This window comes from Mesorhizobium sp. ES1-3, from assembly GCF_020164795.1.
GTDB lineage: Bacteria > Pseudomonadota > Alphaproteobacteria > Rhizobiales > Rhizobiaceae > Mesorhizobium.
In genome coordinates, this window is record NZ_JAIUGW010000005.1 from 302,888 (window position 1) to 324,725 (window position 21,838).

General features: G+C 63.9%; 19 protein-coding genes. 12 read left to right on the forward strand and 7 right to left on the reverse strand.

All coding sequences use genetic code 11. From position 1 onward, the window contains the following. The first annotated feature begins 46 nt into the window (after positions 1-46). The 3 genes from LB536_RS10770 (at position 47) to LB536_RS10780 (ending at position 1,883) form a co-directional block, all read left to right on the forward strand. Positions 47-301: a type II toxin-antitoxin system Phd/YefM family antitoxin gene (locus LB536_RS10770; RefSeq protein ID WP_140810643.1), complete on the forward strand. Its 255-nt coding sequence runs from the start codon at positions 47-49 to the stop codon at positions 299-301. Next, entirely contained in the window at positions 301-702 is a 402-nt protein-coding gene (locus tag LB536_RS10775; RefSeq protein WP_224591764.1) for a type II toxin-antitoxin system VapC family toxin, read from the forward strand. Before LB536_RS10770 ends, LB536_RS10775 begins: the two co-directional genes overlap by 1 nt. 131 nt (positions 703-833) lie before the next feature. Continuing rightward, complete coding sequence (locus LB536_RS10780; protein ID WP_224591767.1) at positions 834-1,883, forward strand: aldo/keto reductase; 1,050 nt, start codon at positions 834-836, stop codon at positions 1,881-1,883. Positions 1,884-1,944: 61 nt separating this feature from the next. Here LB536_RS10780 and LB536_RS10785 read toward each other — a convergent pair whose 3' ends face one another. Then, positions 1,945-2,850, reverse strand: a complete 906-nt coding sequence (locus LB536_RS10785; RefSeq protein WP_224591770.1) for a LysR family transcriptional regulator — start codon at positions 2,848-2,850, stop codon at positions 1,945-1,947. 122 nt (positions 2,851-2,972) lie between these two features. Between LB536_RS10785 and LB536_RS10790 the strand changes: the two genes are divergently transcribed. Next, entirely contained in the window at positions 2,973-4,154 is a 1,182-nt protein-coding gene (locus LB536_RS10790; protein ID WP_224591773.1) for an MFS transporter, read from the forward strand. Between the two features lie 55 nt (positions 4,155-4,209). Next, positions 4,210-5,244 (forward strand): aldo/keto reductase, encoded by a 1,035-nt coding sequence (locus tag LB536_RS10795; RefSeq protein WP_140810639.1) that lies wholly within the window; start codon positions 4,210-4,212, stop codon positions 5,242-5,244. 237 nt (positions 5,245-5,481) lie between these two features. Here LB536_RS10795 and LB536_RS10800 read toward each other — a convergent pair whose 3' ends face one another. Continuing rightward, complete coding sequence (locus tag LB536_RS10800; RefSeq protein WP_140810638.1) at positions 5,482-5,754, reverse strand: usg protein; 273 nt, start codon at positions 5,752-5,754, stop codon at positions 5,482-5,484. A 304-nt stretch (positions 5,755-6,058) separates the two neighbouring features. Here LB536_RS10800 and acs point away from each other — a divergent pair, with 304 nt between their 5' ends. Both acs and LB536_RS10810 read left to right on the forward strand, forming a co-directional pair. After that, positions 6,059-8,014 carry an acetate--CoA ligase gene (gene acs, locus LB536_RS10805; RefSeq protein ID WP_224591775.1) on the forward strand — a complete coding sequence of 652 codons (1,956 nt, stop codon included), beginning with the start codon at positions 6,059-6,061 and terminating at the stop codon, positions 8,012-8,014. Then, a complete protein-coding gene (locus tag LB536_RS10810; RefSeq protein ID WP_224591778.1) occupies positions 8,014-8,760 on the forward strand; it encodes an MOSC domain-containing protein in 747 nt (248 codons plus the stop codon). Before acs ends, LB536_RS10810 begins: the two co-directional genes overlap by 1 nt. 15 nt (positions 8,761-8,775) lie before the next feature. On the opposite strand, the gene LB536_RS10815 is transcribed toward LB536_RS10810, so the two are convergent. The 3 genes from LB536_RS10815 to LB536_RS10825 form a co-directional block, all read right to left on the reverse strand. Continuing rightward, on the reverse strand, positions 8,776-10,044 hold the full coding sequence (locus LB536_RS10815) for an SAM-dependent methyltransferase (RefSeq protein WP_224591782.1): 1,269 nt from the start codon (positions 10,042-10,044) through the stop codon (positions 8,776-8,778). A 359-nt stretch (positions 10,045-10,403) separates the two neighbouring features. Further along, entirely contained in the window at positions 10,404-11,882 is a 1,479-nt protein-coding gene (locus tag LB536_RS10820) for a TadE/TadG family type IV pilus assembly protein (RefSeq protein WP_224591785.1), read from the reverse strand. 368 nt (positions 11,883-12,250) lie between these two features. Then, positions 12,251-13,120, reverse strand: a complete 870-nt coding sequence (locus LB536_RS10825) for a transglutaminase-like domain-containing protein (protein ID WP_224591789.1) — start codon at positions 13,118-13,120, stop codon at positions 12,251-12,253. Positions 13,121-13,292: 172 nt separating this feature from the next. Between LB536_RS10825 and LB536_RS10830 the strand changes: the two genes are divergently transcribed. Beyond that, positions 13,293-13,958 (forward strand): HAD-IA family hydrolase, encoded by a 666-nt coding sequence (locus LB536_RS10830; protein ID WP_224591791.1) that lies wholly within the window; start codon positions 13,293-13,295, stop codon positions 13,956-13,958. Between the two features lie 72 nt (positions 13,959-14,030). Here LB536_RS10830 and LB536_RS10835 read toward each other — a convergent pair whose 3' ends face one another. Further along, positions 14,031-14,252 (reverse strand): DUF1674 domain-containing protein, encoded by a 222-nt coding sequence (locus LB536_RS10835; RefSeq protein WP_224591794.1) that lies wholly within the window; start codon positions 14,250-14,252, stop codon positions 14,031-14,033. A gap of 105 nt (positions 14,253-14,357) precedes the next feature. Here LB536_RS10835 and htpX point away from each other — a divergent pair, with 105 nt between their 5' ends. The 4 genes from htpX (at position 14,358) to purH (ending at position 20,339) form a co-directional block, all read left to right on the forward strand. After that, the gene (gene htpX / locus LB536_RS10840; protein WP_224591797.1) at positions 14,358-15,377 is read left to right on the forward strand and encodes a zinc metalloprotease HtpX; all 1,020 of its coding nucleotides are present in this window, start codon (positions 14,358-14,360) and stop codon (positions 15,375-15,377) included. Beyond that, positions 15,335-16,765: an RsmB/NOP family class I SAM-dependent RNA methyltransferase gene (locus LB536_RS10845; RefSeq protein ID WP_263488989.1), complete on the forward strand. Its 1,431-nt coding sequence runs from the start codon at positions 15,335-15,337 to the stop codon at positions 16,763-16,765. Before htpX ends, LB536_RS10845 begins: the two co-directional genes overlap by 43 nt. A 138-nt stretch (positions 16,766-16,903) precedes the next feature. Beyond that, positions 16,904-18,628: a heparinase II/III family protein gene (locus LB536_RS10850; RefSeq protein WP_224591804.1), complete on the forward strand. Its 1,725-nt coding sequence runs from the start codon at positions 16,904-16,906 to the stop codon at positions 18,626-18,628. Between the two features lie 94 nt (positions 18,629-18,722). Continuing rightward, entirely contained in the window at positions 18,723-20,339 is a 1,617-nt protein-coding gene (gene purH / locus LB536_RS10855) for a bifunctional phosphoribosylaminoimidazolecarboxamide formyltransferase/IMP cyclohydrolase (protein WP_224591806.1), read from the forward strand. Between the two features lie 43 nt (positions 20,340-20,382). Here purH and LB536_RS10860 read toward each other — a convergent pair whose 3' ends face one another. Next, complete coding sequence (locus LB536_RS10860) at positions 20,383-21,759, reverse strand: MFS transporter (RefSeq protein ID WP_224591808.1); 1,377 nt, start codon at positions 21,757-21,759, stop codon at positions 20,383-20,385. Positions 21,760-21,838 lie beyond the last annotated feature (79 nt).

Here is a 21,838-nt window from a genome sequence, read left to right on the forward strand (position 1 = left end):
TGAACCTCCGGCTTGCTGCGTCATGAGTCGGATGCGATATCTCTCTGTGAACTGGCACCTTCAGGACGCAAAGAACAATTTCTCCAAGCTGGTCCAACGCGCGCGCAGCGAGGGACCGCAGACGGTGACGTTGCGCGGCGAGCGTGCCGCAGTGGTACTCTCCGCCGATGATTACGACCGTCTGGCTGGAAAAAAGAAGTCGTTGGCTGAGTATCTTTTGACTGGCCCGGTTTGGGACGACGATTTCGCCGAGGAGGTCAACCGTCGCCCGGAAACGATGATCCGGAACGTCGATCTCTGATGTATCTGCTCGATACGGACATCGTTTCCGATGTGCAGAGGCGGCTGCCCAGGCCGACTGAATGCCTGGCTTCGGTGGATCCAACATCGGTCAACGTCAGCGTCATTACCCTTGGTGAAATCGAGCGTGGGATCGTCAAGCTGGGCAAGGTCGATTCCGAAAAGGCGACACGCCTCGATTTATGGCTACGGAAGCTTCGGCGTGACAACGCCGACCGTATTCTTGCTGTCACGGAAGACGTGGCATTGACTTGGGGCCGCATCACCGCCGGTCGGACACGAGGCAGCGCTGACACGCTCATCGCGGCAACCGCACTAGCTCATGACCTCATTCTGGTAACTCGCAATGTCACCGACTTTGAAGATACTGGTGTGACGGTGCTCAATCCCTGGGACGTCTAAGCGTTCCTTTCCGCTCGGAATGCACCATATCGTTAGGCCTGATCCGCAAGGCCATTATGCCAGCACTAGAAACGAAACGTACCGTTCCTATTTGTCTCGGCGTCACCACATATTCTCCTGGAGCTTTCGCCATGCGTTACAATCAGCTTGGAAATACGGGGATGTTCGTCTCCGAACTTTGCCTCGGCACCATGACCTTCGGCGCCGCCGGCCAGAACGCCCAATGGGGCCTGATCGCCAGCCTCGACCAGAAGGGCGTCAACGAGATCGTCGGCCGCTCGATCGCCGCCGGCGTCAACTTCTTCGACACGGCCGACGTCTATTCCGTCGGCGAGTCCGAACGCCTGCTCGGCCAGTCGCTTAGGGATCTCGGTGTTCTCAGGTCCAATGTGGTCATCGCCACCAAGGTTCATGGCGCCATGGGTGAAGGCCCGAACCAGCGCGGCTCCTCGCGCGGCCACATCATGGATTCGGTCGATGCCAGCCTCGACCGGCTGCAGCTCGACCACATCGATCTCTATCAGTTGCACGGCACCGACGCGGTGACGCCGATCGACGAAACGCTGCGGGCACTCGATGATCTCGTCTCCAGTGGCAAGGTTCGCTATGTCGGCGTCTCCAACTGGCAGGCCTGGCGCATCGCCAAGGCGCTCGGCATCGCCGACCGCAAGGGCTTTGCCCGCTTCGAGACCATCCAGTCCTATTACTCGATCGCCGGCCGCGACCTCGAACGCGAGATCGTTCCGCTGATCAACGAGGAGAAGCTCGGCCTGATGGTGTGGTCGCCGATGGCCGGCGGGCTGCTGTCCGGCAAATACGGCCCCGGCGCACCGGGCAATGGCGAGGGCCGCCGCGCGTCCTTCAACTTCCCGCCGGTCAACGAGGACCGCGCCTGGGCGGCGGTCGCCGTCATGCGCGAGGTCGCCAAGAAGCATGATGTCGGCGTCGCCACCGTGGCGCTCGGCTATGTCCTGGCCAAGCCTTTCGTGATGAGCGTGATCATCGGCGCCAGCCGCATGGACCAGCTCGAGCAGAACCTTGCCGCCACCAGCCTCGAGCTCGATGCCGACGATCTCGCCAGGCTGGACGAAGTGAGCGCCTTGCCGTCCGAATATCCCGGCTGGATGGTCGACCGCCAGAGCGCCGGCCGTCGTCCGGCGCCTTTCGTCCCGAAGGCATAGTTCGTACCGCGAGCAAGCCGGCCCTTTTCGACGCCGCGTGTCCCTGGACGCGCGGCTTCGGTTACAGCCGGACGGTCTCGGCAAGAAAGTCGAGAAAGGCCCGCACCCGTGCAGGCAGGTGTTTGCCCTGGCCGACATACACGGCATGGGTCGGCTCTTCGTCGCCGGGGTTGAAGTCTTCCAGCAGCGGCACCAGCCGGCCGGCGGCAATGTCGGGCTCGACATGCCAGCGCGCCAGCCGCGCAATGCCCGCCCCTGACAGGGCGGATAGCCGCATTGCCTCGCCGTCGCTCACCGTGGCGGTGCCTGCGATCGGGACCATGACCGGTGCTCCGGCCGTGTCGATGAACGGCCAGCCGTCGATGTATCGGACGAAACCGAAGGCAAGCATGTTGTGACGGCCGAGATCGCCGGGCGTCAGTGGCGTGCCGCGCGCTTGGAGATAGGCGGGCGTGGCAACTACCACCATCCGGCTCTGGCCGAGCTTGCGCGCCACCAGTCGTGACTCGCGCAGCGGCCCGGCGCGTATGGCGATATCGGCGCGCTCTTCCAACAGGTCGATCACGCTGTCGGTCAGCACGGCCTCGACGGAAATTTCGGGATAGCGTTCCAGAAAGCGCGGTAGCAGCGCCATTAGCCGGTGTTGGCCGAACGGCACGTAGCTGTTGACCCTCAGCCTTCCACGCGGCGCGGCTCCTGCCGCGGCTTCACGCTCGGCCTTATCTATGTCGGCGAGCACGCGCACGCCGCTGTCGTAAAAGGCCGTTCCTTCCGGCGTGAGCTGGAGCTTGCGCGTCGAGCGGCTGACAAGCCGCGCGCCAAGCCGGGTTTCGAGCCGCGCGATCAGCTTGCTCACCGCCGAAGGTGTCATGCGCAGCCGCCGCGCGGCGGCCGAGAAGCTCCCCGCCTCGACGACACGCACGAAGACTTCGATCTCGCCAGAGCGGTTGACGTCGGGTCGAGCCATCTGTGAATCTATTTCACAGGAAGTATGCCTTGGGCAAGTCTGGTTCACAACATGGTGGACCACGATCTTCCGGGCCGGGGCGCGCGCTGGGCGTCCTTTGCCGACAGATGGGACCAACCGCCATGCCTCTTGCTCTCTATGCCCTCGCTGCCGGTGCCTTTGGCATCGGTGTCACCGAATTCGTCATCATGGGCCTGCTCATCGATGTCAGCAAAGACCTCGGCGTCTCGATCTCCGCCGCCGGCCAGCTGATTTCCGGCTATGCACTGGGCGTCGTCATCGGTGCACCCTTGTTGACGATCGCCACCGGCAACTGGCCGCGAAAAACCGTACTGCTGGCGCTGATGGCGATCTTCACGATTGGCAACCTCGCCTGTGCGCTGGCGCCCGATTACTGGACGCTGATGGGTGCCCGCATCATCACCGCCTTTGCCCATGGCACTTTCTTCGGCGTCGGCTCGGTGGTCGCCACTGGTCTGGTCGCGCCCAACAGGAAGGCTTCGGCGATCGCGCTGATGTTCACCGGGCTCACCATCGCCAACATCCTCGGCGTGCCCTTCGGCACCTGGCTCGGCCAGGCCTTTGGCTGGCGCGCGGCCTTCTGGGCGGTGACCGCGGTCGGCCTCGCGGCCTTCGCCGTCATCCTGGCCCTGGTGCCGCGCGGCCAGGCCGCGCTCGAGAAGAGCGACTGGCGCGCCGATCTCGCCGTGCTGCGCCGCACGCCCGTCCTGCTCGGCCTCGCCACAACGGTGCTCGGCTATGCCGGCGTCTTCGCCGTCTTCACCTACATCGCCCCGTTGCTCACCGAGATCAGCGGCTTCAGGGAAGCGGCCGTGTCGCCGATCCTGCTCGTCTTCGGCGGTGGCCTCGTCGCCGGCAATCTCGCCGGCGGCAAGGTCGCCGATCGCTGGCTGGTGCCGGCGGTGCTCGGCAGCCTCGTGGTGCTGGCGCTGGTGCTTGCCACGATGAGCTTCGCCATCCACAGCCAGGCCATGGCCGTGATCTATGTCGGCCTGCTCGGTGCCGCCGCCTTCGCCACCGTGGCGCCGCTGCAGATGTGGGTGCTGGAGAAAGCGCAAGGCGCCGGCCAGAGCCTGGCGTCGTCGTTCAACATCGCCGCCTTCAATCTCGGCAATGCAGCCGGCGCCTGGCTTGGCGGCGCGGTCATCGCCCAGGGCCTTGGGCTGGGTGCGCTCACCTGGGTCGCCGCCCTGCTGCCGCTCGCGGCACTCGCCGTGGCCGGACTGGCGCTGCGCCTCGATCGCGGCGCCAGGCTCGGCGCGCCTGCCCCTGTCCGGTCGTGACATCGGCCGACACCCGAATCGCCTCACCTATTCACAAACCACCAGGAGCAAGAAAATGGACTATCGACATCTCGGCGCATCGGGCCTGAAAGTCCCGGCGCTTTCATTCGGCGCCGGAACTTTTGGCGGTTCCGGCCCGCTGTTCGGCGCCTGGGGAAACAGCGACGCGCAAGAAGCGCGGCGGCTTATTGACATCTGCCTCGAGGCCGGCGTCAACCTCTTCGACACCGCCGATGTCTATTCGAATGGCGCCTCGGAAGAAGTGCTCGGCGAGGCGATCAAGGGCCGCCGCGACGCGGTTCTGATCTCGACCAAGACCGCGCTGCCGATGGGCGACGGGCCGGCCGACTATGGCTCGTCGCGCTCACGGCTGATCAAGTCGGTGGACGCCGCGCTGAAGCGCCTCGGCACCGACTATGTCGACCTGCTGCAACTGCACGCCTTCGATGCCGGGACGCCGATCGAGGAAGTTCTGTCGGCGCTGGACGGGCTCGTGCGCGCCGGCAAGCTGCGCTATGTCGGCGTCTCCAACTTCTCCGGCTGGCAAGTGATGAAGTCGCTCGGCCTGGCGGAGAAGCACGGCTACCCACGCTATGTCGCGCATCAGGTCTACTATTCTCTGCTCGGCCGCGACTATGAATGGGAGTTGATGCCGCTCGGCCTCGACCAGGGCGTCGGCGCGCTGGTGTGGAGCCCGCTCGGCTGGGGCCGCCTGACCGGCAAGATCCGCCGTGGCCAGCCTCTGCCGGAAAAGAGCCGGCTGCACGAGACCGCGAGCTTCGGCCCGCCGGTCGAGGACGAGCATCTCTATCGGATTGTGGATTCGCTCGATGCGGTGGCGCAGGAAACCGGCAAGACCGTGCCGCAAATCGCCATCAACTGGCTGCTGCAGCGCCCGACCGTCTCCTCCGTCATCATCGGCGCCCGCAACGAGGAGCAGCTGCGCCAGAACCTCGGCGCCGTCGGTTGGACGCTGACGCCGGAGCAGGTGAAAAAACTCGACGCGGCAAGCGAGGTCACCGCGCCGTACCCCTATTTCCCCTATCGGCGTCAGGAAGGCTTTGCCCGGCTGAATCCGCCGGCGGTGTGATTGCGAGGACTCTAGCAGGCAAGGTCGCGGGACAGCGCCCCCCTCTGGCCTGCCGGCCATCTCCCCCTCTTGGGGGGAGATGGGATGCCGCGATGGCTTTCGCCAATCTCGAACGTTGACGGAGCGGCGGCATCACCGAACCAGTCAATCTCCCCACTTGAGGGGGAGATGTCCGGCAGGACAGAGGGGCGCGCCGTAGGGTGCCGACCTCAACAGCCATCATCGCGTTACCATCGTTCAATGCAGCACGAATTCCCCATCGACTTTGCGCCACTCGTTCGGCGCGATCAGCTTCTGGTGCGTATAGACCACCGAATGCAGCGGCCCGTCGAGCTTGGCCTTCCAGAATTCGATGAACCTGACCAGCACCGGAAACTTCGGAGCGATGTCGTAGTCCTGCCAGACGAAGCTCTGCAGGAGATGCGGGTGGTCGGGGAAATGATAAAGAATCTTGGCCGTGGTCAGCCCGTAGCCTTTGAGCATCAGGTCCATTTCAAGATGGTCGCGCATTGCGGTCCCCAAGGTTGATTCTCCATCCCCCAAGCACCAATTGTGCGCGCCGTTACTTAACTGTCTATTGATTTTTCTTGATCGCAAAACGAACTTTTCCCACAAAAACATGCAGTTAGCAGCGAACCGCGTCGAGTGCTGACAGTCTCGAAAAGCACCCCTGCGGCATCCCGCCGCGCGAATCCAACGTCTAATGTTGCCGTCGCGGCGGAACTGGTAATAATGCCGCCGAATTCGCGGCTGCGTCGCCGCGATCACGCGGGCGTTTCAAGCCGGCGGATTGGGTTCGGGAGGAAAGCCAGAAATGTCCGAGGTTCATGTCCATCGCGTCCAGCCGGCGTGGAAGAAGAACGCCCTGATCGACAATGACACCTACCTCAAATGGTACGCCGACAGTGTGAAGAACCCGGACAAGTTCTGGGGCAAGCACGGCAAGCGCATCGACTGGTTCAAGCCCTTTTCCAAGGTCAAGAACACCTCCTTCGACGGCAAGGTCTCGATCAAGTGGTTCGAAGACGGCCAGACCAATGTCTCGTACAATTGCATCGACCGCCACCTGAAGAAGCGCGGCGACCAGACCGCCATCATCTGGGAAGGCGACAACCCCTACGACGACAGGAAAGTCACCTATAACGAGCTCTACGAGCATGTCTGCCGGCTCGCCAATGTGATGAAGAAGCACGGCGTCAAGAAAGGCGACCGCGTCACCATCTACATGCCGATGATTCCGGAGGCGGCCTACGCGATGTTGGCCTGCACGCGTATCGGCGCCATCCATTCGGTCGTCTTCGGCGGCTTTTCGCCCGATGCGCTGGCCGGCCGCATCGTCGACTGCGAATCGACCTTCGTCATCACATCGGATGAGGGTCTGCGCGGCGGCAAGCCCATTCCTCTCAAGGACAACACCGACAAGGCGATCGAGGTTGCCGCCAAGCACCATGTCAAGGTCAAGACCGTCGTGGTAGTGCGCCGCACGGGCGGCAAGATCGGCTGGGCGCCGGGGCGCGATGTCTGGTATCACGACGAAGTCGCAACGGTCAGGCCTGAGTGCAAGCCGGAGAAGATGAAGGCGGAGGATCCGCTGTTCATCCTCTACACGTCGGGCTCGACCGGCCAGCCGAAGGGCGTGCTGCACACCACCGCCGGCTATCTCGTCTATGCCTCGATGACGCACCAATATGTCTTCGACTACCATGACGGCGACATCTACTGGTGCACGGCCGATGTCGGCTGGGTGACCGGACACAGCTACATCGTCTACGGACCGCTCGCCAACGGCGCCACCACGTTGATGTTCGAGGGCGTGCCGAACTATCCCTCGCAGTCGCGCTTCTGGGAAGTCATCGACAAGCACAAGGTCAACATCTTCTACACCGCGCCGACGGCGTTGCGCGCGCTGATGGGCGCCGGCGACGACCCGGTGAAGAAGACCTCGCGCAAGTCATTGCGCGTGCTGGGCTCGGTCGGCGAGCCGATCAATCCGGAAGCCTGGGAGTGGTATTTCAACGTCGTCGGCAACGGCAAGGTGCCGATCGTCGACACCTGGTGGCAGACCGAGACCGGCGGCATCCTGATCACGCCGCTGCCGGGCGCCACCGACCTCAAGCCAGGCTCGGCGACGCGGCCCTTCTTCGGCATCAAGCCGCAGTTGGTCGACGGCGAAGGTAAGGTGCTCGAAGGGGCCGCCGACGGCAATCTCTGCATCACCGATTCCTGGCCCGGCCAGATGCGCACCGTCTATGGCGATCACGATCGCTTCGTGCAGACCTATTTTTCGACCTACAAGGGCAAATACTTCACCGGCGACGGGTGCCGCCGCGACGCCGACGGCTACTACTGGATCACCGGCCGTGTGGACGACGTCATCAACGTTTCCGGCCATCGCATGGGCACGGCCGAGGTCGAATCGGCGCTGGTCAGCCATGAGAAGGTCTCGGAAGCCGCCGTCGTCGGCTATCCCCATGACATCAAGGGCCAGGGCATCTACAGCTACGTGACCTTGATGAGGGGCATGGAGGCCACCGAAGAGCTGCGCAAGGAGCTCGTCGCCCACGTCCGCAAGGAGATCGGCGCCATCGCCACGCCCGACAAGATCCAGTTCGCGCCCGGCCTGCCCAAGACACGTTCGGGCAAGATCATGCGCCGCATCCTGCGCAAGATCGCCGAGGACGATTTTTCCGCGCTCGGCGACACCTCGACGCTTGCCGATCCGGCCGTGGTCGATGACCTCATAGCCAACCGGCAGAACAAGAAGGGCTGATGCGGCAGCACGCGGCATTGGGCACCGTCACCCAGTTGTGGCGCTATCCGGCGAGTTCGCTCGCCGGCGAGCGCCAGGACGCCATCCTGGTCGGCACCGACAGCATCCAGGGCGACCGTATGTTCGGCCTCGTCGATATCTCGGACAATGAAATCGCCCGGCCCGACCGTGACGCCAAGTGGTACAACGTGCCGCGCATCCGGACCCGGTTGAGCCGTAGCGGCGAATTGGAAATCGCCATCCCCGATGGCGACTGGCTCGCCGCACCCGGCGCCGAATGCGACCGCGCCGTGTCGGCCTATCTCGGCTTCGGCGCCTCGATCCGGCCGTTCCGCAGGGAGAATGCGGCAGGCTATGCCGGTCCGCTGACCGCGGAACGCTACCGCAAGGCGCCGATCCATCTCCTGACCACGGCATCCCTGTCGCGGCTGGAGGCGCTGCATCCGCAAGGTGCCGCCGATCCCCGCCGCTTCCGCCCCAACATCGTCGTCGACATGGCTCCGGTCGACGGCTCGTTTCCCGAAACGGAATGGATCGGCCGCAAGCTCGCCATCGGCGACCTCGTCCTGACCATCTCCGAGCCGTGCCGCCGCTGCGGCTTCACCATCATTGCCCAGGACGGTTTCGACAATGATCCGGGGATCCTGCGCAACCTGGTTCGCCACAACGCCCACAATCTCGGCGTCTACTGCACCGTCGACCAGCCCGGCCGTGTCGAGATCGGCGCGCCCATGCGATTCGTCTGACCTGCCGACCCAAGCCTATCGATAAAGATCCGCCCGCGTCGGTGGCAGACCGCTCGGGCCTCGCGCGCGTTTGGTGGCGACGGTCTGGAAAATCTGCGCCGAGGCGCGTTCGAAGGTGATGGAGCAGCCGCTCAGGTAAAGCAGCCACAGCCGCGCCTTGGCTTCGCCGACCTCGGCGATCGCCTCGCCGAACCGCGCCTGCAGACGCTCGGCCCAAAGCCTGCAGGTGCGGGCATAGTGCTCGCGCAAATTCTCGACATCGTAGACGAGGAAGCCGTGTGCTTCGAGATTGCCTAGCGTCATGCCGATCGTGTCGAGCTCGCCACCCGGGAAGATGTATTTGATCAGCGCCTTGTATTCCGGCCCCTTGCGCAGGGTCTTCTTGATGTCGCCTTTGCTGCGCCTCGTGATGGCGTGATGCAGATAGATGCCGCCCGGTTTCAGCAGCCGATGGACAGCGGAGAAGTAGGCGACATGGTTTGCCAGGCCCAGATGCTCGAACATACCGATGGACGATATCTTGTCGAAGGTGCCGGTGAGCTCTGCGTAGGACTTTATCTCGATGGTGATCCTGTCCTCCAGACCCTCGGCGCGAATGCGCTCGCGGGCTAGTGAGGTCTGGGCTTGCGACAGCGAGACGCCGTGTCCGACGACACCGTAATTTTTCGCGGCGTGGATCAGCATCGCGCCCCAGCCGCAGCCGATGTCGAGCAATCTTTCACCGGGTTTCAGCCGAAGCTTGCGGCAGATATGGTCGAGCTTGTCGACCTGCGCCTCGTCGATGCCGTTTGCGAAATCCTGGAAATACCCGCAGCTATAGACCATGCGCTCGTCGAGAAAGAGCCGGTAGAAGGCATTCGAGATATCATAGTGATGCTGGATCGCCTCCTTGCTAGAGCCGCTGACGAACGGGTTGCGACCAGCGAGATCGACCCGCGACGCCATCTGCTTTCTCGAAAACAGCACCGCCGGCAAGTCACGCAGAAGCGCCCGTTTCGGCAATGCCTTCAGCTTCGAGCGCAGCTTGCCCGTTGAAGGCAGGGCGTAGAAATCGAACAGTGATCCATCCTCGATGTCGACTGCCTTGGAAATCCACATCTCGATGAGGGTCGACAGGGAGGGTCGGCGAACGATCTGCCAGACAATGTCGTGGTCGTTGATGACCAGCACAGGGCCCGTGGCGGGGCCGATCCGCTCGCCGGTCCACAGCCTGACCGCGAAGCCGGGCTTCACCGCCTCGACTACCGTTCGAACGATGCGCGCAGCTCTTTCGGTAGCGTCCATGCCCTTCCCCGCGGTCGATGGCTCGATCTTGTCCGTTTGAGACCTGGATCGCAAGCCAAAGCATGCGGCGCCATCTTCGGGCAAGGATGCCTTTTTCAGCATGGCACTTGTCATTTGCTGCAACGCACCCCATCATGAGGGTGTGTTCAACAAATCGAAAGGAGGTGATCCGATGTCGAGTGATTTCGTTTTCCAGAACGTGGCCTCAGCGGATTGCACTTTCGGGAAGCAGTCTTCCCGTTAAGGCGCGAGATGCGCGGCGGGTGACGTGAGCGTCACCGCCATTGAGCCGCGCCATGGACGGAAACACGGAAGGCCGCCGGCTTCGAAAGAAGCGGCGGCCTTTTCCGTTTCACGGGTTATTGGGTCAGTATGACCTTTTCGGTGTTGCGGATGATTTCCTGAAAGGCACCGTCCAATTCTGCTCCGGTGGACACCTCGAAATAATGTCTCTCTGTGGCGGAGGCGTCTTTCGACGAACAATCCTTTAGCACCGCCTTTGCCTGGTCCCGCTCGGTTGCCGACATGTCCTTGTCGTTCAGGTCGAAGCCGATGGTGAAGATCTCGATGCCGTCATTTTTCATGTTGTCGCACAGCGTTTCAGCATTGCCGCGCGCAAGGTTACCCTGGCCGTTGTAGCTCCCGGCGGCACCCGCGAAGGCCGTATTGAACTGGCCATCGGTCATCAGGATTGCGACCTTGGCAATCTTCTTCGGATCGGCGTTCGAAGCGCCGTTGCCGAGGCCGGCATTCTTGATTGCGGCGCGCCATTGCGGCGACAGCATATAATAGGTCCACTGAATGGCGATCGCGCCGGCTGTAAAACCACCGGCCCGGAAGTCGTCGATCGAATCAAGCAATGCATCGGAATCCGCGGTCAGCGGAATCACTTGCGCGTCAGGACATCTGTTCATTCCCTCGCCGCTGAGATGATCATCCCGGTTGACCAGGGCATAATATTTCTTGCCGTTCCTGTCTGTGCGAACAGTGTCTGGGCCGTCGGCGCTCAAATCCGCATCGCCGTTTTTGTTCTTGCGCTCCGTAGCGCAATTATCCGGGCGCGGCATGGCCGCACCAACAATGGAGATGTAGTCGCTGAAGGACGGCAGCAGATTTTTGCCCGTCTTGGCAACGAGAAGCGAACTGCCGGCGACGGGTGGCAGCTCGGAACTCCCTTGCTTTTCGGCATAGACGTTTTCGGCCAGTTTGCCGGCGTTCACGCCGGATGCATAAGGCACAATCGCGACACGGACGCGGGGGTTCTTCGGGTCCTGGTTCTCGAGCATCGTCTGGACTGCATTTCGCGCGGCGGCTATCAGGTCGCCGATCTTGTTGACGTTGCCCCGCTTGGCCATCGATCCCGTTATGTCGAGCATCATGGCCACCTCTATCTGCTTGTCGGAATAGAGCGCTGTGGTGGAAGCACCGACGCGCTGCATGTCACCGGTGCTGAACAACGGGAAATAGAGGCCGACATCGACATGGGCATCCGCCTGGACCGTTTTGGCGGTCCTGTCGACGATCAGCTTGTCGAGCACGATCTGGCCGGCGTGCAGAATTCCGGCGGTAGCGTTGGCGTCGAGAAAGGCCTGCACGGATTTGTCGGCGTCGGCTTCCTTGGTGGCGCCGGTGGTCAGGTCACGCGCCGTCGATGTCACCGCCGCATCGACCACGCCCTGCAGGCTCGATTTGGCATTGTAGAGCTGCGCGACATTGACCGAAAAGCCCGCGACCAGCGCCAAGACCGAGGCAGCAAAGCCGAACAGGACCGCGAAATTTCCACCGCGATCTCTGGCGAACCCGCCGACCGCGTGAACAAGACCCCCGTAATTCCGCATCCAACAGCCTCCGCTTGCCTCGGCCTCGTCGCCGCGAACAGGGCAATGCAGGATTCCAGCCGGATGACATCGCCTCACGCCGGGACATCCTCGGCCAGACATCAAGCTGTTGTTTTTTCTTGCTTTCGTCCTTCGTGAAGGTGAACGGCTGGTAAACGAAAAAGCACGATCGTCGCCGCGTTTACCAGGCGCTTACCATGCTCGACACGAGGCAATTGCCGAAGCCTTGGCGACGTCCTGTTGCGGCACAGGCCTTCTGTGCCGAAGCGGGAGCAACTGTCCCAGGATTGCGAGGCATGCCGAGGCAGAAACCTGCCCAGGTGTGTTGATATTCAGGTCAGGCCGGCCTCACCTGAATATCAACATAGCTAGGCCAGCATCTGTGCGCTGACCGTCCTGTCGATGCCGCGGTGGGGTGGATTGAACAGCCTGCCTTGCTGTTCGTAGGTCCATACCTTGAACAGGGTGAGCCGGTGCGGGCCGAAACTGTGCAGCAAGGGAACGTCGATGGCGTCGCGCCCGCGCGCGATGACGACGCGGCCGATCCTGGGCCGGTTGTGGCGCGGGTCGAACGTGTACCACTTGCCGTCGAGGAACGCTTCCATCCAGGCCGAAAAATCCATCGGCGCCGGATCGGCCGGGACGCCAATGTCGCCGAGATAGCCGTTCACGTAGCGCGCCGGAATGTTCATGCAACGGCAAAGCGTGATCGCCAGATGGGCGAAGTCGCGGCACACTCCGACGCGTTCCTCGTGCGCCTGTGCGGCGGTGCGCGTCGAACGCGCATAGCCATAGCCGAAGGACAGGCGGTTGTGGACATACTCGACGATTGCCTGCACCCGCGCCCAGCCGGACGGAAGATGGCCGAAAAGCTGCCAGGCGAGATCGCTCAGATGATCTGTCTCGCAATAACGGCTACCCAGGAGATAGAAGAGCACCTCGTCGGGCAATTCGGCGACCGGCATTTCCCGGGCCAGCGTGTTGACCTCGTCCGTCTCGCCACTGTCCTCGACGACCGCGTCGTAGAGGATGCGAAAGCCGCCGGCGGGCGCGGTAAAACGGCGGCAGGCATTGCCATGCAGGTCGTGATAGCGCCTGGTCGGCACCGATGGCGAGGTGAGCACACGTGTCTGCCGCTTGATGTCGCCCTGCCTGTCCTTATGAATCTCGAGCAGAGAAACCACCGGAGTTGCCTCGGCGCATTCAATGGCGATCTCGTAGCCGAGGCGTATCAGCATGGGCGTCGTCCCCTGGTTCGCATGATGGGAATTGTACGGTTTCAAACGTTGCAAGGTGACGGTGGTTCCCTGGATCGCTCTCCAAATGCGCTCGCGCGCCTTTCCATGCCGGCGCCTTGGCGTTACGGTTGCGTCCTCCCTCGACACCCTCCCCCGGACTTCAAGGAAAATCATGTTTGCTGGCAGAAAATTCGCCGCCTTCCTCTTCGACATGGACGGCACGCTCATCAATTCCATCGCCTCGGCGGAGCGGGTCTGGGGCGATTGGGCGCGGCGCCACGGCCTCGACGTCGCGGCCTTCCTGCCGACGATCCACGGCGTGCGGGCGATCGAGACCATCACCGCCCTGGCGCTCCCGGGCGTCGACCCGAGACACGAAGCGGATTTGCTGCTGAAGGCCGAGGCCGACGATCTCGAGGGCATCGTCCAGATCGCCGGCGCCTTGGCGTTTCTTAACGCACTGCCGCCGGAGCGCTGGGCGATCGTAACCTCGGCGCCACGCTCGTTGGCGCTTGCACGCATGAAGGTCGCCGGCATTCCTGTCCCTGCGGTCCTCGTCGCGGCGGAGGATGTTTCCCGCGGCAAGCCGGCGCCCGATTGCTTCCAGCTCGGCGCGAGACGGCTTGGCTTCGACGCACGCGATTGCCTGGTGTTCGAGGACGCCCCGGCCGGCATCGCGGCGGCGGAGGCGGCGGGCGCTTCGGTCATGGTGATCAACGCCACGCACCAGCATCCCCTGGCAACACAGCATGCCGCGATCGCCGGTTATGATGAGATCGACATCACCGTCGACGAACGCGGCTGGGTTGCGCTCGAGCCGCAGCGCGACGCTGCTTAAGATATAGCGTAAAGCCGTCCAAGGTGTGTTGAGATTCAGGTCAGGCCGGCCTCACCTGAATATCAACATACCTTAGAAGTCGCTGGTCAGGCCTTTTACCTCCCAGTCGCCATAGCGGCCGGGCTCCTTGCCCCCACGGCCGCCGATTTCCCGGGGCAGTGCGGCTTCCTTCTCGCGGTAGTCCTGCCGCCTTGCCTCGGCTTCCTGCAGCGCGCGGCGGGCGGCGGGTGTCAGCTCTTTTGGCGCCGTGCCGTCATCGGGGCCGGCCAGCGTTTTACTGGTTTCGTCGTTCATGCGATATCTCGAGCGGATTGAAACAGGAGCAGGTGTTTCCCATCATATAGCGATGACCTCACGAGGATCGACCCTTTTTCACCGCCATCCGGGCAGGAGCAGACGATGAACACCATTCGCACCGCCATGCTTCTCGCCACCATGACGGCGCTGTTCATGGGCGTCGGCTTTTTGATCGGCGGTTCGGGCGGCATGATGATCGCGTTGGTGATCGCCACCGGCACCAATTTGTTCAGCTATTGGAACGCCGACAAGATGGTGCTGTCGATGAACCACGCCGTCGAGGTCGACGAGAAGAACGCGCCCGAATATTACGCCATCGTCCAGGCACTGGCCAAGCAGGCCGGCCTGCCGATGCCGAAAACCTATCTGATCGACAATCCGCAGCCGAATGCCTTCGCCACCGGCCGCAACCCGCAGAACGCGGCGGTCGCCGCCTCCACCGGCCTGCTGCAGCGGCTGACCCATGAAGAGGTCGCCGCCGTGATGGCGCATGAGCTCGCCCACGTCCAGCACCGCGACACGCTGACCATGACCATCGTCGCCACCTTTGCCGGTGCCATCTCGATGCTCGGCAATTTCGCCTTTTTCCTCGGCGGCAACCGCGACAACAACCCGTTCGGCTTTGTCGGCGTGCTGGCGGCGATGATCGTGGCGCCCTTCGCGGCCATGATCGTGCAGATGGCGGTCAGCCGCACCCGCGAATATGAGGCTGACCGGCGTGGCGCCGAAATCTGTGGACACCCGCTGTGGCTGGCCTCCGCGCTTGACAAGATCGCCCGCGGGGCCGAACGCATTCCCAACCCCGATGCCGAGCGCAATCCCGCGATGGCGCATCTCTTCATCATCAACCCCCTGCATGGCGAGCGCATGGACAGTCTGTTCTCCACCCATCCGAGCACCGACAACCGCATCGCCGCCCTGCAGGCGATGGCGCGGCAAATGGGCGACGGTGCATCGCGGGCCACGCAGCGCCAGGCACCGACACCACCGCAGGCGGACGAGCCGCAATCGGCCGGACCGTGGGGCAAGCCGGCCGAACCGGAACAGACGGCCGAACCGGCCAGCCCGAAGCCCAATCCATGGGGTCGCAACCCGACCGGGCCCAAAGGCCGGTGGTCGTGAGCGTGGCGGGCAGAGCACCTCGGCGCACGGTTTCAGGCGATCAGGACCACGATGCCGGCGGCGAGTTCGTTGCCGGCCTTGCCGCGCGCAAGGCGGCGGCGCGGCTGCTGGCAGCCGTCATCGATGCACGCACGCCGCTTGACGGCCTGACCGACCACGAGAACGGCCATCCGCAATACAGGGCGCTCGATTTGCGCGACCGCGGCCTGGTGCGCGCCATACTGGTCACCGCGCTGCGCTACCGCATGACCATAACGGGACTGCTGGCGCGGCGCCTGGAAAAGCCGCTGCCGCCAAACGCGACCGCCTTGTCGCACATATTGCATGTGGCGGCGGCGCAGATCCTGTTCCTCGACATCCCCGACAGCGCCGCGGTCGACCTCGCCGTGACCCACGCCAAGTCCGATCCCCGAACGCAGCGTTTTTCCGGCCTGGTCAACGGCGTGCTGCGCACGCTGGCGCGAGCCAAGGAGGCCGAGCTTCCGGCCGCGCTTGCCGCCACCGACGAAGCGCCAAAATGGTTTTCCGACCGGCTGAAGGCCGCCTATGGCACCGAGAAGGCCCGGCAGATCCTGGCCGCCCATCGCCACGAGGCGCCGGTCGATTTCTCGGTCAAGGCCGATGCCGACCTCTGGGCCGAAAAGCTCGGCGGCATCGTCCTGCCCACGGGAACGGTTCGGGGGGAGAAGCTTGCCGGCGCCGTCACCGAATTGCCTGGCTTCGCGGAGGGCGCATGGTGGGTCCAGGATGCCGCCGCCAGCCTTCCCGCCCGGCTGTTCGGCGATGTCGCCGGCCTGCGCGTCGCCGATCTTTGCGCAGCGCCCGGCGGCAAGACCGCACAGCTCATTCTCGCTGGCGCCAGGGTCACAGCGGTAGACACCTCGAAGAACCGCCTGGCGCGGCTGGCGCAGAATCTCGATCGCCTTGGCCTGTCGGCCGACATCGTCCAGGCCGACCTGCTCAAATTCGAGCCCAGCGAACTGTTCGACGCCGTGCTGCTCGACGCGCCATGTTCCTCGACCGGTACGGTGCGCCGGCATCCCGACGTGCCATGGACCAAGACGGCGGCGGACGTCGAAAAGCTCGCAGACCTGCAACGCAGGCTGCTCGCCCGCGCCGTTATGCTGGTCAGGCCCGGAGGCAGGATCGTCTTTTCCAATTGTTCGCTCGACCCGCTCGAAGGCGAGGAACTGCATCGTTCCTTTCTCGAGGACACGGCTACGGTCATTGACGATCCGCTGCGGCAAGGCGAGATCGCCGGCATCGATTCGTTCCTGACGCCGCAAGGCACGTTGCGCACCACACCCGCCGATCTCGACCTCGGCGCTCCGGAGCGTTCGGGACTGGACGGTTTCTTCGCCGCACGCATGCGTCGAAGCCCGGCTTAACCACTGGGATTTGCAGATTTTTTTTGGATGCACCCGGTCCAAGAGCAGGGGACCCGGCGCCGTCCTATGGAATTCGCCTTCGCATAAGTTCTTGAATCATATAAGCTTGTGCTTGGGCAAGGACGACCAGGAGGGGGTTTGGCACTGGCTGCCAGCAACACGACGCGTCTGTGGACGCTGGTCGCGAAGGAGTTCTGGCGCAAGACGCGCCGGCGCCTGCGTGCCGGCCCGATCTATCGTTGGCGCTATTCCGGACGCACACCCGAACGCGTCCTGATCGCGCCGCCGGACCTGCGCCTTGCCGATCCACAGATCGCGCTCGAGATCTATTACGGCCGTTATCCACTGTCTGGCCATCTGGTCGAGACTGGTGGCAAATCCCCTTTCCAGATCAATGTCCCCAATCATGGTTGGCAGAAGACGCTGCATGGCTTTCGCTGGCTGCGCCATATGCGTGCCGCCGGCACGGAGCTCGCCGCGGCAAATGCCCGCGCGCTCGTCTCCGACTGGATCGCCATGCATGGCAACCATATTTCGGGCATTGCCTGGGAACCAGGCACGACGGCCAAACGCATCATCGCCTGGTTGCAGCATTCTTCCGTCGTGCTGCAGGGCGCCGAGTTCCCCTTCTACCGTGCTTTCCTGAAATCGCTGGCCATGCAGATCCGTTATCTCAGGTCGATGGCGCGCGAAATGCCCGACGGCAAGGACCGGCTGCGCGCCCGCATCGCGCTGGCCTTCGCGGCACTGTCCCTGCCGGCGCCGGCCTCGGCGTTGCGCCGCGCTACCCGCAACCTCGCAGAGGAACTCAATCGCCAGATCCTTGCCGACGGCGGCCATATCTCGCGCAATCCAATGGCGGTGCTGGAAATCCTCGCCGACCTCCTGCCGCTGCGCCAGACCTATGCCAACCAGGCCGAAGCGCCGCCGCAGGCGCTGATCGGCGCCATCGACCGCATGCTGCCGGCGCTGCGCTTCTTCCGCCATCAGGATGGCAGCCTCGCCCGTTTCAACGGCATGGGCGCCACAATCCATGACCGCATCGCCACCATCCTGCGCCATGACGACACCGCCGGCTCGCCGCTGCTGCATGCGCCGCATTCGGGCTATGAGCGGCTGGCGATCGGCGGCACCACCGTCATCGCCGATACCGGCGCGCCGCCGCCGGTCGACGTCTCCAATGCAGCGCATGCCGGCTGCCTCGCCTTCGAACTCTCGTCGGGCCGCCAGCACTATATCGTCAATGCCGGCATCGACACCTACGGCGCCGCCGAGTTCCGGCCGCTGGCTCGCGCCACCGCCGCGCATTCGACAGCCACCATCAACGACACGTCTTCGGCGCGTTTCACCCACGCGCTGCGGGTCAACGACCAGTTGGGTTCACCGTTGATCGGCGGCCCGCAGCAAGTGCAGTGCAAGCGCATCGACCAGAAGGGCGTCCACGGCTTCATCGCCCGTCATGACGGCTATCTCCAGCGTTTCGGCTTCCTGCATGAGCGTGAGCTGAAACTCTCCGCGGACGGCAATGTGCTGGCGGGTCGGGACCGGTTCCAGCGGCCCGGCAACGCAGCGATCCGCAAGAGCGGCCGCGATTTCATCACCGTGCGCTTTCACGTCCATCCTGACATCAATCTGCTGCAGGACGAACAGGAACGGCTGGTACTGACCGCCGATCAGGCCGATACTTGGGTGTTCACCTCGGGAGAAGTGACGCCGGAAGTTGAGGAATCGATCTATTTCGCCGGTCTGGGCGGTCCGCGCCGCAGCCGCCAGATCGTGCTCGCCTTCAAGGCGTCCGAAATTGCCGAGGTCCATTGGCAGCTGACGCGAACAAAGATCGTCGGTTATCCCGAAAACAACTGACCCTGGCTTCCAGCGCCGACCTTGCCGCTTGATTTCCTGATGCCATATGCTACGGCGCGGGCTTGCCCCTCCAGCCGTGAAAGGCCGCCAGCCCATGGCCGTTCCTGCCAAGAACATTCCCGCCCCCGACCTCGTCCCGGTCCGTCGCGCACTGCTGTCCGTCTTCGACAAGACAGGCCTGATCGACTTTGCCAGGGCGTTGGCTGCGGCCGGCGTCGAGCTCGTCTCCACCGGCGGCACGGCAAAAGCGATCGCCGAAGCCGGCATGGCGGTGCGCGATGTCTCCGAGCTCACCGGTTTTCCCGAGATCATGGACGGCCGCGTCAAGACGCTGCACCCATCCGTGCATGGCGCGCTGCTTGGCGTGCGCGACGATCCCGAGCATGCATTGGCGATGCGCAAATACGGCATCGAGCCGATCGACCTCGTCGTCTCCAATCTTTATCCGTTCGAGGAGGTCCGCCGCTCCGGCGCCGACTACGCGGCGATCGTCGAGAATATCGACATTGGCGGCCCGGCGATGATCCGCGCCTCGGCCAAGAACCATGCCTATGTCGCCATCGTCACCGATCCCGGTGACTACGCCGCGGTGCTCAACGCGCTGGAGATGAACATCGGCTCGCTGTCGCTGGATTTCCGCAAGAAGCTGGCGGCCAAGGCCTTCGCCCGCACCGCCACTTATGACGCGGCGATCTCGGGCTGGTTCGCCGAGGCGCTGGAGATCGAACATCCGACCTGGCGCGCCTTCGGCGGCAGGCTTGCCGAGGTCATGCGCTATGGCGAAAACCCGCATCAGGATGCCGGCTTCTACATCAATGGCGGCAAGCGGCCGGGCGTCGCCACGGCGCGGCAGCTGCAGGGCAAGCAGCTATCCTACAACAACATCAACGACACCGACGCCGCCTTCGAGCTGGCCGGCGAGTTCGATCCGAACCGCTCGGCCGCCGTCGCCATCATCAAGCACGCCAATCCATGTGGCGTCGCCGAAGGTACGTCGTTGAAAGCGGCCTACGCCAAAGCGCTCGCCTGCGACCCGGTCTCGGCCTTCGGCGGCATCGTCGCCTTGAACCGCACCCTTGACGCCGAGGCGGCCGAGGAGATCGTGAAGACCTTCACCGAGGTGATCATCGCGCCCGACGCCACCGACGAGGCCGCGGCAATCGTAGCTGCCAAGAAGAATTTGCGCCTGCTGGTCACCAGCGGCCTGCCCGACCCGCGCACGGCAGGCACGACGGTCAAGTCGGTTTCCGGCGGCTTGCTCGTCCAGGGCCGCGACAATGCCGTGGTCGACGACCTCGAGCTGAAGGTGGTGACGAAGCGCGCCCCGACGCCAGCCGAAATGGCCGACCTCAAATTCGCCTTCCGCGTCGCCAAGCACGTCAAGTCGAACGCCATCGTCTATGCCAAGGACGGCGCCACCGTCGGCATCGGCGCCGGCCAGATGAGCCGGGTCGATTCCTCACGCATCGCCGCGCGCAAGGCCGTCGACGCGGCGGAGACGGCAGGCATGGCGGAGCCGTTGACCAAGGGCTCGGTCGTCGCTTCGGACGCCTTCTTCCCCTTCGCCGACGGCCTGCTGTCGGCGATCGAGGCCGGTGCCACCGCCGTGATCCAGCCGGGCGGCTCGATGCGCGACGACGACGTCATCGCCGCCGCCGACGAACATGGCATCGCCATGGTGTTCACAGGCGTGCGGCATTTCCGGCATTGAGCGCGACTTCCTTCTCCTCTTGTGGAAGAAGGAAGCGGCGCTGCTACTCAACCGGCCGATCCGCCGGATAGGGTGTGCGAACCAGGATCGCCATGCCGACCGCCAGGAATAGGATGATGGCCGCCATGCCAAGCCGGGCCGAGCCGCTGGTGGCGGTAATCGTCGCCACCATGAACGGCGCCAGGAAGCTGGTTGCCCGCCCGGCCAGCGCATAGATGCCGAAATAGCGGCCGGATTCGGCTGCGGTCACGCTGCGCGCCATGTAGGAGCGCGACGAAGCCTGCACCGGCCCGAAAGCCAGACCGATCAGCAGGCCATACATGATATAGGCCTTCTCAGCCGCCGTGCCGAACAGGCCGCCGGAATCGGTGGTGGAAAGCTGGATCAGGCCGAGCAGCGTGAAGCCGGGCCCGGTCGAGATGACGCCGATGGTGGCGATCGACAGCATGACCAGCGAAATCAGCACCACCGCCTTGGAGCCGAGCGCGGTGTCGAGCCGCGCCGCGATCCAGCAGCCGAAGATGGCGACGATGTTGAGGATGATGCCGAACATGCCGATTTCGGTGATCGACCAGTGGAACATGCCCGCCGCGAAGGTGCCGCCCAGCGCCAGCAGCGCATTGACGCCATCCTGGTAGATCATGCGGGCGACTAGGAAGCGGAAGATGCCGCCGCGCTTGCGCACCTCGGCCAGCGTCGATTTCAGTTCCGAAAGGCCTTCGCGCACCGCCGGCCCGATCGGGATGCCCTTGATGGCGTCGGGCGTGAAGAAGAACATAGGCAGGATGAAGACGAAATACCAGCCGGCCGACAGCGGCCCGGTGGCGCGGGCATCCTCGCCCAGCTGCGGATCAAGACCGAACAACGGGGTGATGCCGATGATCGTCTTGCCGGTCTCCGGTGAGCCGGCGAGGCAAGTGACGACGAAGATCAGAGCGATCATGCCGCCGAGATAACCGAGGCCCCAGGCCATGTTGGAGATGCGGCCGATCTCGCTCTTCGGCACTAGGCGCGGCATCATGGAATCGTTGAAGACGGTGGAGAATTCCGCCGCCACCGACGCCAGCGAGAACAGCGCCACGATCAGGAACAGGTTGGAACCTGGCGCGGCGAACCAGAGCAAGGTGAGACTGGTGACCTTGATCGCCGCGAAGAAGGCGATCCACGGCTTGCGCGGTCCGGTCTGGTCGGCGATCGAACCGAGGATCGGCGACAGTACGGCGATGACCAGCCCGGCGGCGGCGATGCCATAGCCCCAGACGGCCTGGCCGGTGGTCGGGTCGCCCGCCATGCGCGAAACGAAATAAGGGCCGAAAATGAAGGTGGTGACGACCGTGAAGAACGGCTGCGCCGCCCAGTCGAAGAACATCCACCCCCAGATGCCGCGCCCGGACGCCCGCTGCATTGTCTCTACCGCCATAATGACTCCCCCGGCACCCGCTCCGCCCGTGTCGGCGGCATGTCTGCACGTTTTCCGATACTCATGCAAATGACAAGCG